Annotated in this window: 6 protein-coding genes and 2 pseudogenes; 4 read left to right on the top strand and 4 right to left on the bottom strand. The window is 53.6% G+C overall.

Annotated elements, in window-relative coordinates; all coding sequences use genetic code 11:
* From B7444_RS05315 to B7444_RS05300, 4 genes and pseudogenes are all read right to left on the bottom strand, one after another.
* Positions 1–372 (bottom strand): annotated as a pseudogene (locus tag B7444_RS05315) (IS481 family transposase); the annotation flags it as partial.
* A gap of 80 nt (positions 373–452) precedes the next feature.
* Positions 453–2552: a TonB-dependent siderophore receptor gene (locus B7444_RS05310; RefSeq protein WP_007284208.1), complete on the bottom strand. Its 2100-nt coding sequence runs from the start codon at positions 2550–2552 to the stop codon at positions 453–455.
* A gap of 146 nt (positions 2553–2698) precedes the next feature.
* Positions 2699–3375 (bottom strand): annotated as a pseudogene (locus tag B7444_RS05305) (transposase).
* A gap of 59 nt (positions 3376–3434) precedes the next feature.
* Complete coding sequence (locus B7444_RS05300; RefSeq protein ID WP_007284206.1) at positions 3435–7172, bottom strand: glycoside hydrolase family 99-like domain-containing protein; 3738 nt, start codon at positions 7170–7172, stop codon at positions 3435–3437.
* A 131-nt stretch (positions 7173–7303) separates the two neighbouring features.
* On the opposite strand from B7444_RS05300, the gene metX reads away from it, so the two are divergent.
* The 4 genes from metX (at position 7304) to B7444_RS05275 (ending at position 11659) form a co-directional block, all read left to right on the top strand.
* Positions 7304–8497, top strand: coding sequence for a homoserine O-acetyltransferase MetX (gene metX / locus B7444_RS05295; RefSeq protein ID WP_007284205.1), 1194 nt, complete (start codon positions 7304–7306; stop codon positions 8495–8497).
* Positions 8497–9096 (top strand): methionine biosynthesis protein MetW, encoded by a 600-nt coding sequence (gene metW, locus B7444_RS05290; RefSeq protein WP_007284204.1) that lies wholly within the window; start codon positions 8497–8499, stop codon positions 9094–9096. Before metX ends, metW begins: the two co-directional genes overlap by 1 nt.
* A 458-nt stretch (positions 9097–9554) precedes the next feature.
* Positions 9555–10862 (top strand): DEAD/DEAH box helicase, encoded by a 1308-nt coding sequence (locus B7444_RS05280; RefSeq protein WP_007284201.1) that lies wholly within the window; start codon positions 9555–9557, stop codon positions 10860–10862.
* A gap of 104 nt (positions 10863–10966) precedes the next feature.
* Positions 10967–11659: a TIGR00266 family protein gene (locus B7444_RS05275; RefSeq protein ID WP_231502759.1), complete on the top strand. Its 693-nt coding sequence runs from the start codon at positions 10967–10969 to the stop codon at positions 11657–11659.
* Positions 11660–11673: the final 14 nt, after the last annotated feature.

Genomic DNA, 11673 nt, shown 5'->3' with positions numbered 1-11673 from the left:
CGATCGGGGAGCGTCTGAAGCGCTGGCGTCTGGGCTTGTCTCCCTCGATGTCCGGCCAGCCGGGATATCTCGTGACGCTGAAGGCAGCGATGCAGGGCGGAGCGTGTCAGATGGGGAATGCTGGCCTGCAGGGCATAAAGGCAGTCATCCAGCGGTAGCAACGTATGTCGGCGAAATGCCACGATCATTGCTTCGTCCGCCTCGGGCAGGACCGTTGAGCGCGGCTCTTTGGGACCTATCTTCTGATCTTCGACATTCAGACGATCCCATCACTTTCTCACGACTTTCGGGGTAATCTCGAGCTCACAACTCAGCGCCGCGAGCAAAGTCTGCGATCGCTACTCGCACGGCGTGCGTGGTCGTGGCGCTCATCGTGGTGAACCTAGCCCATAGCGCATCCTTCCACTCATGTGAAAATAATGCACCATCAAACCCCTAATGCGCGTATTGGTTCAATAATGTGCGCGTAACGTAAAAAGAAAGCTTCGCGGTGATCCTGGATAGATTTCCGTCCGGCTGACAGAAGATTCGATATAGGAATGGTTGGCGAGATTTCGGCCTGTCAGAGAAGCTTCAAGCCTTTTGTGGAAGAACGCATAACTGAGCGTCGTATCGAAAGACGCATAGCCCTTCACGTCAAAGCTGTTGTCGAGATCACCTGCTCTGCGTCCTACCAGAGTTACTCCTCCGCCCCAGGTCAGGTTCTGCAGTCGGCCGGTGAAATCATAACTTGTCCACAGACGTCCCGACCACCGTGGAACGTTGGTTAGCCGGTTACCGATGCCGTATGTCGTGTCTTTGGAGATCTGGCCGTCCAGGTAACTGACATTCCCGATCATCCGCCAGTTACGTGTCAAATTTCCAGACAGATCGAATTCGGCTCCCCGGATACGTTGTTCTCCGGTCTGTATGGAATAATCCGGATCATTCGGATCAGAGGCCGCGACATTTTGCCGGGTAATCTGAAAGAGGGAAGCCGTTGCTACAAAACGATCCTGTAACGGATTATATTTTACCCCGACTTCGTATTGCTGGCCCCGTTCCGGGTCCAGATAGCTCTGATCCGAGCGCTGTGCCGTCTGCGGCTGAAAACTCTCAGCGTATCCGAAATAGAGTGAAAGCTGCCGTAACGGCTCATAGACAAATCCGGCCCTGCCTGTCAGGGCGCCTTCCGCCTGCCTGGTTCTGTTGCCTTCCATTTTGTCGTTTGTGTTTTCGGCAAGACCGTCATACCGAACGCTACCAAGAAGCTTGAACCAGCGGAACAGTGTGATCTGATCCTGAGCATAACCCGCATATAGGTTCGAAACACGAACCGTATTGGACCGAGGAGCCAGTCGGTCAACGGGTAGCCTCGTATAAACAGGATCGAAAATATCGACGGACGAGATATTGCCCCGCGAAGAAGACGAATGGATGCGGGCATTGGAATAGTTGAAACCTGCAAGAACAGTATGTTTGAGCGAGAACGTATTGAAAGTGGCGATACCCTCTGTACGGGCATCAAAACTGTCCAGATCTTCGAGGCGGTTGGTGGCACGTCTGCCCAACATACGATCGTCGTCCGCCAGACTGCGAAAATCAATGGCATAGGAATCTGTAATCCGTGAGCCCGTATAACGTAAATTAGCTACCCAGTTCAGCCAGGAGGTCATGCGGCGGCGAATATTGATGGAAACCCGCTTTTTGGTGGCGCCCGTGACAGACCAGGGCTCGGCCAGATAACGGGTCACAGGGAGGTGCACGCGGTTGTCACTGGAAATGACAAGACCTCGATCGAAAGGCTGCCGCTGTTCCGTGAAATCGGCATCGAGATCAATGCTGGTTTTATCGTCGGGTGCCCAGTTAACCGCCAGAGCGCCAAAATGTCGGGTACTTCTAATGGCGCCCTTCTGAAACCGGAACCCTTCCTGGGACTGAATAGCGCCGGTCAGGCGTGCTGTCAGTGTCCCAGAGTGGTTCAGTCGACCGGTGACGCTGGCCTGTCCGCGCTGGAAATCGAAACTGCCATATTGGAATGATGCGTCGGCGGAAAGTGTCTGGGAGGGACGCAGCGTGGTGATGTTGATTAGACCGCCGGCATCGCCTTGACCATACAGGACAGACGCAGGCCCTTTCAGCACCTCGATACTTTTGACATTGGCCAGATCCAGAAACGTTTCCGGCCTGTCCGCAACCCGGTTCAGGATGACGCCATCTATGGCGTAACGAGGACTGCTGAAGCCACGGATCTGATAGGTTTCGCCTCGATTGCCGGAAGAGGAACCCAGTTGAACGCTTGAGACATTTTGCAAGGCATCCGTGAGCCTCAGGGCGTTCTGACTGTCGATGACGGCACGCGTCACGATCTGGATGGACTGCGGAACATCCATGACAGACGTATCCGTACGCGTGGCTGTGGTCGTCTGGGTCTGGGCAAAAGAGCGTCGTGCTCCGACAACAAGGATGTTCTGGTGATGGCGTTCATCCTCCTGATCAGCCTGGTCATCTCCTGCTGCGTCTTGTTGAACGGGATCGTCGGGAACCGACGCGTAGCCGACATTCGCCATCATGCAGCAGGCAAGTACGCCTGACGGGCCTAGTGACCAAAACCGCATAAAGTATGCCCTCAACCAAAAATGCGAATGACTCTCATCTGCATGTTAAGCAAATTTATTGCAAGGGTATTCCTCAGGACGGGTGTGCAGCAGTAGGGTGGTCAAGGCTCAGGACATTCTTTGAGATAAAAGCTGAAGGTTGCAGCGATATGGATTGCGGACATGAATGTGTGAGCGCAGCAGGCGTATCGCGTTGCGACACGTCTCAAGTCTTTGAGCTTTGCGTATATATTTTCGATGAGATGGCGCTTTTTATACAAATGTCAGTCGTAGGGCTGCTTTAATTTTCGGTTCTTTTTTGGCGGAAGACAGGCAGTGATGTTCCGCTCTTCCAGGAACTGCCTGATTTTATTACTGTCGTATCCCGGGTCACCGATGACTTACGCTGCCTTACCCGGCCGGTCTGACCATCACATACGGCATGGAATTTTGAATTCAGGCCGCCTCTTGTCCGTCCGATATGGTGGGGAAACGCCCCTTTTTTTAAGCAGGGAGGCGGACGTCCGGTGTGCTTTCAGATGTGTCGTGTCGATTATCAGACGTCTGGAACGACCAGCCGGCTCCACTGGATAACGCGGTTGTATAAAGTCTTGTGCGGGTCATAGGTTTTTGGAGCATCTTTCCATTGAAGGCCGTTACGGATCAGGTAAACGATCCCGCTCAGAAGCTGCCTGTCGTGCACACGTGACACGCCATGCGCCAAAGGAAAATACGGCCTGATCAGACTCCTCTGGAGTTCGGAAAGTAAAAACACGTCACTCACAGTGCTATCCTCCATCGGTAAGCCTGTGAATCACAAAAAAAATGCTCAGTTCAACGAATTAACAGGTCCTGATATTAAAGTTCAAATTGTCGCATGATTTTCTTTTGATAAGTTTCCTGTTCTATTAATTTTTGATTTGGGAGTTTTATTCGATCTGAAATTATTTTATGCATGAATTTTATCTCATTAATATGGCGATTTTTGTTCAGGATATGAGTTGCTGAATTCGTATGTCGACGATGGATATTCAGAGCATCCTTGATGTACACGATGCCTGTTTCGTCTTGGTCCAGAAGCTCAAGATAAATACGCCAATCACCTGCAATACTGAGCGTCCTGAGATCCTGTTGGCATCTGGAAAGGGCTGCGCGCATCTGGTCACGCCTGAAAACAGCTCCACTCACGTTGAGTATGAGATTGCGTTCTGAAAGACATGCTTTGAGAAAATCCCTTCCCTGGAAATACCCATCATGATCCAGAATGCTACCTGCAGTTTCGGAGCAATAATTACGATAAGATGAGGTGAGGGGAGCACCATTTGCATCAATGGATCTGCTATCGCTGAAAGCCATTGTGGCATCAGGGTGCTGTTGCAGTGCATCGAAGAGTTTTTCCAGAAATTGCGGATCACACAGGTCATCCGCCTCGGCAATCCAGACCCATTCTCCGCGTGCTTCCTTGAGAGCCTTTTCCCATTGACGGAAGACCGATCCCGAAGATTTGCGCCCTTTGATTATTCGAATTTCGCGCTGCCATTCACGGGCGATATTTTGGGCGACATCTATGCTGTTATCGGTCGAAGCGTCATCCAGAACAATAATCTCAAGAACCGGTAGGGTCTGGGTAAAAATGGAAACCAGTCGACTGTCGAGATAGCGCGCGTAATTATAGGATGGCACAACAACTGAAATTTTCGGCAGCTTTGGGACGGCATGATACAAAAGGGTTTCAGCGTAAGGTCTGAAATGAATCTGGTCCTGCAATTTTTTTGCAGTCTTTTTGCGCTGAAGAAATGATTGTTTTTTAGACTGCCTCCCAATTTCGAAAATGGCTCTCAGCATTGCGTTTATATCGCCAAACGGCACGATCGAATGCTCAGAGCTGCCTTTTGAATTCAAGCTTTCCAGAAAATCCGGAATGCCGCCGCTGCCCTTGAACGTAACGCAGGGAAGGCCAGCACCAAGAGCTTCAAGGGCGACGGAAGGGTAGGGATCTTCGCGGGATGTCAGCGCGAAGACATCCGCAGCAGACAGCCAGTCCGACATGTTTCTGACATATCCGGGCATGTGAAAAGTCCCCGACGTCAATGCCAGATCAAGCTCCGAACGAAGACCATCTTTGAGTGTCGGGTCCATGCCTCCCAGCCAGATGAAATGTTCCTTGTGCTGCGATGTGCGCCACAACTGAAGGAAAAGATCGAAGCCTTTTCGGATATCTGCATAGCCTGCACCAAGCACCAGAATATCTGTTTCTATCAGGCCCAGTTCCTGGCGAAATTCCCGTCTTACTGCCGTGCTCAGAGAGGGAGGGTGATAGAGGCCTTGTGGCAGGATTTTCAGTTTGGGATGATTTTCAAGGCCAAGGCGTTGAGCGACGATCTGTGCTGGTAATACAACGGAATGTGCCAGATCGCTGCTCTTTACCATAGCGTCTCCCAGATTGCGGGCTCTTAAGATATTCGGCAATTCGTGGATCAGAAACGTATAGCGAATTCCGGTCTGAACAAGTTTGGGTGCCAGCGGGGAAGAGGCGGCGCTGTTTAGAATAGCCTGTTGGAAGCCTTCTTTTTCCAGCGCATTCAGTCGTCTGCTTGTTTCGGGAGAGGTCAGGGAAAGGATTTCTACAGGCGCAACGCGTCTGTATTCATCGATCATCGCGCCTCCTTCCAAAAGGATAAAGCGAATATCCACTCCAAAAGACTTGCGAAGGGTACGACCTGTTTCGAGGAGCAGCCTTTGTGCTCCTGCAGGAAAGGCATCATGGCCGATCAGGAGGAGGCGCGCCCTGTTCAATGAGCTTTTGAAGCCCGTGCACGCTCTTGCCGTTGCATTCAGATAGGCGCTTCCGAAATGCACATCAGGTTCGAGATATGCGCCTTCTGCCCATTCATTCCAGGCATTGATGCAAACAATGGGGTCCCCAAAAAACCGTTCTTTCTGAGCTTGATTGACGAGGCCTGTCAGCCAGCGTTCATAAAGCTCCGGCGTAGATCCGTGGAGTACGAGCCCCTGTCCCTGGCGGCGCGCATCGTTGTCCCAGGACGGAGCCGCTGTTCGTATCAGGGGGTAGGAGGTTGGTGGCTGTCTGAGGGTATTCTCGACAATGTCTGAGTAATCGTAAATCTGGCCTCGGAAGTCTTCGTCCATGAGCTGGACGTTTTCGTTGATGAGACTGCAATTCGAAACAACCTTGTGGGGCGGAAATTCGATCGCTCCATCCACCCCGAAATCACGTGGATTTTCTGCATTGAAAGCCTGTCCCATGACGAAGATCGGGTTCAGGTGATGCCGTTTTCTGAAGAGCCTGCGCCAGCGTTCAAAAGCCTGAGGGGCATCCGGAATTGTTCCCGGCCTGTAAACCATCAGCAGGGGGCGTCCCTGGACCTTTATGTAACGAGGGTCACGCATATGCCGCGCAAAGCAGTCGATCAGGGCGTTATCGTCTTCAATGCGATAATCCTGTGCGATGAGAATGTCGTTGTCAGACCCGTCCCATCTGCGGCTCCAGTTTTCATTGGCCCACATCAGACAGAACGGCAGGTCAATGTCGGGATTTGCCAGAAGCATTTCCAGCGGGCCATCGAGAAGGCGCTTGCGATTGAACCAGTAGAAATAGAAAATAAAGCCCTCGATGCCAGCGGCTTTGGCCATACTGGCCTGCCTGTTCAACAGCTCCGGGGAGGTCAGTGTGTAATGCCCGAGGTCTCGGGGGATACGCGGCTGATAATGGTCAGCAAAACGAGGGAGGGCACGGGACGTATTGGTCCATTCGGTAAAGCCTTCTCCCCACCAGGCATTGTTTTCTGGCGTGGCATGATATTGCGGCAGATAGTAGGCCAGCACGCGTGCCCGGCGGATCGCGCTCTCCGGCAATGGCTGGGTAGTCTCGAAAAGTGGGCCAGGTGCACTGCGCCGACGAACTTCCCGGAAAACTGTTACTTCCCCCTGCGGGCTTGCGGGATGGACGCTAGGTTTGTGTCTGTTTTCCAGATAATGCAGCAAAGGGTTGCTGTCTGGCTGATGCCGTAAGTAATTCTTGCGGTAATAGACCGGATCGAACGCTTCAAAAGGCTGTCTGGCCTCCCTGAAGCCCTGAACCATGTAGTGTTCGAGCGGATCTATGCCTGCTGCTGCAACGTCCGGATAGGCTTTCAGGTAAAACGCCGGATCAAACTCCGCGATGGGGCGAAGGGTCTGGGTGTGGCGGTTCAGCAGATAATGCGCCAGAGCCAGCATGCCCTCGGGGACAGTATAGGTCTGGTTGTACCAGGTGGGGTCAAACCACATGATGGGACGACGACCTTCCTTTTCTCCATGCGTAACGTAATGAAGCAAAGGATCGCCAAGAACGTCCCGGTACTGGCTCAGATACCAGCGGGGGTCAAAGAATGCGTTGGGTTTGCGTCCCTCTTTCCAGCCGCACTCATGATAATGCCGGAGCACAGCTGTTCCCAGATTTTTGAGATCAGGGTTGGTCTTCAGATAATAGGCGGCATCGAAGGTCCCTGAATATCCGAGGATCTGAAGGGTTGTGGGGCGCGCGGACGCAGCTGGGGGGCTGGAACGAACGCAGGTTGTGAGACCGTCTGGCATGAGATGGGTTTTTTACTGTTTTTTAACAAAATTCAAGCTCGTTAATTTATCGTCAATAAAGAAAGAAATTTGCTGTGTCGCCGGGACAATGTCATACCGTCCGCCCCGGACGGCATTCGAGGTGGAAACTGATGGATCGCAGTGTGTCTCCTTCCGTTGAGGAAGGTCCTGTCTACACGCATCAAACCATGTGTCTGGAAGAGGGGATGGCGCTGGAATGCGGTGCGCATCTGGCTCCCCTGGAAGTTGCTTACTGTACGTACGGCACGCTGTCTGCTGCGCGCGATAACGCCATTCTCGTCTGCCATGCGCTAACGGGCGACCAGTATCTTGCAGAACCCAACCCCCTGACGGGAAAGCCTGGCTGGTGGAGCCGCATGGTTGGTCCGGGTCTGCCCATTGATACGGACCGCTTCTTCGTGATCTGCCCGAATGTGTTGGGTGGATGTATGGGCTCGACGGGCCCTCGATCGATCTGTGCCCAGACGGGGAAGGCGTGGGACAGTGAGTTCCCTCCCATCACAATGCACGACATCGTGGCGTCTCAGGTTCGTTTGGTGGATTATCTGGGAATTAACCGCCTGTTTGCGGTGGTCGGCGGATCAATGGGGGGTATGCAGGCGCTGACATGGGTCGCGGATTATCCAGAGCGGGTTTTCGCAGCACTTCCCATCGCGACGTCGCCCTTTCATTCCGCGCAGAATATTGCGTTCAACGAAGTCAGCCGTCAGGCGATTTTTGCCGACCCTCACTGGCATGATGGCCATTATCGCGATTTTGGCGCCATTCCGGCCCGTGGCTTGGGGGTTGCGCGCATGATGGCGCATATCACCTACCTGTCTGAAGAAGCGCTCAGTCGAAAATTCGGGCGTCGGGTTCGCAAGGAAGCCGCCACGGCTGTTCCGGCGGCGAGCAGTCCGTCCCTCTTTGGTGAAATGTTCGAAGTCGAGAGTTACCTGCGTCATCAGGGATCGACATTCGTGCGGCGGTTTGACGCAAACTCTTATCTGACCATCACGCGAGCCATGGATTATTTTGATCTGGCTGCCGAGCATGACGGCGATCTGTCAGCGCCATTTGGAAAATGTGAGACGCGTTTCTGTGTCGTGTCCTTCAGTTCCGACTGGCTTTTCCCGACATCTCAGTCCCGTCTTCTGGTTCGTGCCCTGAACAAGGCCGGAGCAAACGTCTCGTTTGTGGAGATCGAAAGTGATCGTGGGCACGATGCTTTCCTGCTTGATGAGCCTGATCTGGATCGAACGGTTCGCGGTTTTCTGAATGGTGCAGCCGAGCATGCTGGCCTTGCCAAGGTGGAGGCACTCTGATGCGCGTTGATCAGCAACTGATCGCAGAGATGATTCCTGCGAAGGCAAGGGTTCTGGATGTTGGTAGTGGCGACGGCACCCTGATTGACTATCTGTACCGCACCCGTGGCTGTGATGCCCGCGGTATCGAAATCGACATGCAGAGCGTTACCCAGTCGGTCGCCCACGGGCTGCCGGTTATGCATGGGGATGCTGATCACGATCTTGCTCATTATCCCGATGATGCTTTTGATTATGTTGTTCTTCAAAGAACATTGCAGGCTGTGGAGCGCCCTCGGGAAGTTCTGCGGCAGATGCTTCGCATCGGACGTCATGCAATTATTTCTTTCCCGAATTTCGGTCATTGGCGTCTGCGGCTTCAGCTTCTGACGACAGGGCGTATGCCCATGACATCTGTCTGGAGCACGCCCTGGTATTCCACGCCGAATATTCATCCCTGCACGATCAGGGATTTTCTCGCTCTTTGTGAAGAAGACGGTTATGTTGTGCAGCAGTGGCTTGCTGTTGATGAAGACGGATTGAAAGCACCATGGAGGCGATCAATCCGATTTGCCAATCTGTTTGGTGAGCAGGCTCTTTTTCTTCTCAGTCGAGGGTAAGCTTCATCTGAAGAAGGTGCGTTCCGTTTTGGCAGGTCTGGAGAACGTTCTTTTCTCCCGCTGCATTTTTCTGTCGCCTATGATTCACGGTTTTGCAAAACGCGTGAAATAATAATGATTTTTTGTGAATCCGGTATGCGTTTCTCTTGCGGCAGGGGGGAACGTGCCCTACATCAATCCGCAGATATTCCCGTCATTAACGCGGGGAGATGCTGACGGTTTCTTCGTCAGGCTGGTTATTTTTGGCGATCAGGTATCAGGCTTCATGATCTTACGGGAAAAATGAAGTGGCCATGGTTAGCCGGTCTCTATGGCTGGTGGCCCGGTCGTGATGCGGTCTGAAATCAGCCGAGGAACGTCTCTCATCAACTCTAGGCTCAAAGCAGGCGTCCTTTCGTGCTCCAAAAGTACGACCCGGGCTGTGCGAGCCAGGCCTTGTTATCCCTCAGGAGGGGTCCATGACCAGTTTCGCAGAGCTCAATCTTGCCGAACCAATCCAGAAGGCACTTGCCGAAGAAGGATATACGACACCGACCCCCATTCAGGCCGGTGCAATTCCTTACCTGCTTGAAGGGCGTGATCTTCTTGGTCTGGCGCAGACAGGTACTGGAAAGACAGCGGCTTTCGCCCTGCCGATCCTCGACTATCTTCTGCGCAACCGCCGTCCCCCGGCACCGAAGACGGTCCGTGTGCTTGTGCTGGCTCCGACACGTGAGCTCGCTTCCCAGATTGACGAAAGCTTCGGGGCTTATGCCCGTCACATGAAGCTGTCTCATGCCGTTGTCTTCGGTGGCGTGGGGCAGGGGCGTCAGATTGAAGCGACGCGCCGTGGCGTTGATGTGCTGGTTGCAGCGCCGGGCCGACTGCTGGACTTGGTGGGGCAGGGTTATATTGACCTGTCGGCTCTCGAAGTGCTGGTGCTTGATGAAGCCGACCGGATGCTGGACATGGGCTTCGTCCGTGACATCCGTCGCATCATGGCGCTTCTGCCGGCACGTCGTCAGACGGTTCTGTTCTCCGCAACGATGCCGCAGTCCATCAGTGATCTGGCGCATTCCCTGCTGAGCAATCCTGCGACGGTTCAGGTTACGCCTGAGTCCAGCACGGTGGATCGGATCCGGCAGGCTGTGATGTTCGTTGAGTCGGAGAAGAAGAAAGACGCGACATTGATGCTCGTTGAGAGCTCAAATGTTGTGCGCGCCGTCGTTTTCACGCTGATGAAGCATGAAGCGAACAAGGTTGCGGAGTTCCTTAACAAGAACGGTATTACCGCTGAGGCCATTCACGGTAACAAGTCACAGGGTGCCCGTGAGCGTGCCATGTCGGGTTTCCGTACCGGCACGGTCAAGGTGCTTGTTGCTACGGATATTGCTGCACGTGGTATCGACGTTGACGACGTATCTCACGTCTTTAACTACGATCTGCCGAATGTTCCTGAATCCTACGTTCATCGTATTGGCCGTACGGCTCGTGCAGGACGTGACGGATGGGCCGTGTCGCTGTGCGATGCCGAACAGCGTGCGTGGCTGAAGGATATTGAAAAGAAGATCGACAAGGCCATTCCGGTCGTGACCGATCATCCGTATCACTCCGATGCAGCCCAGAATTCCACAATGCGGCCACCCGTTCTCGGTGGTGGACGTGGTGGTGGCGGGCAGCGCGGCGGTGGAAATGGTGGCGGTGGCCGTCGTCGTCCAGGACCGCCTCCATCAACTCGTGGATCCGCTGGCCGTCGTGGTGGTGTACGGTCTGCCGGACACCGGTGATTTTCTGAAAGACGCAGGTTTCGGGTGATGATTCGCTTTGAAGCCTGTTTCTTCTGCGAAGATTGATTAGACTCCGTCCAAGTATATCGGGCGGAGTTTTTTTTATGCAAAGTGATATTAGCGGTACCGTCATGCCGGTGCTCCGTATTCTTCTGGAACCCCGAGAAAGCATTCTTGCCGAAACAGGAGAGTTTGCCTGGAAAAGCTCTCATGTGGTGATGCAAACTGTCACGGGTGGGGCAGGGCAGAGTGGCTTTTTTGGTGTGGTCACCCGTGCGTTGGCAGGGGGAGGGCTGTTCATGACTCGTTTTACAGCACCCTCTCAGCCAGGGCTCGTCGCCTTTACTGCGAAAATTCCTGGTCACATCACTGAACATACCCTGCAGGGTCAGGCTTACCTCGTGCACCGGCATGGCTTCATTGCAGGGACGGAAGACGTACGGATGGAACTGGCTTTTCAACGTAATCTGGGGGCCGGTGTGTTTGGCGGGGACGGGTTCCGGCTACAGAGACTTTCCGGCAGTGGACGGTTCTGGTGCTCTCTGGGCGGAGAAGTCATCACGCATGATCTGGCACCGGGCGAGCAGATTGATGTGCATCCCGGACATGTCGGCATGTTCGAAGAGAGTGTTCAATTCGATATCACCATGATTCCAGGTCTCCGGAATAAACTTTTCGGCGGAGATGGATTTTTCATGGCTCGTCTTACAGGGCCAGGCCGCATATGGCTCCAGACCATGACACCCGCCGGACTGGCACACTCCCTGGCACCATATCTTGGGAGCCGTGAGGGGTAGTCTTTTAACGAGAG

The organism is Gluconobacter thailandicus F149-1 = NBRC 100600 (assembly GCF_000964465.1).
Taxonomy (GTDB): Bacteria; Pseudomonadota; Alphaproteobacteria; order Acetobacterales; family Acetobacteraceae; genus Gluconobacter; species Gluconobacter thailandicus.
This window is presented reverse-complemented; position numbering and strand designations above follow the sequence as displayed.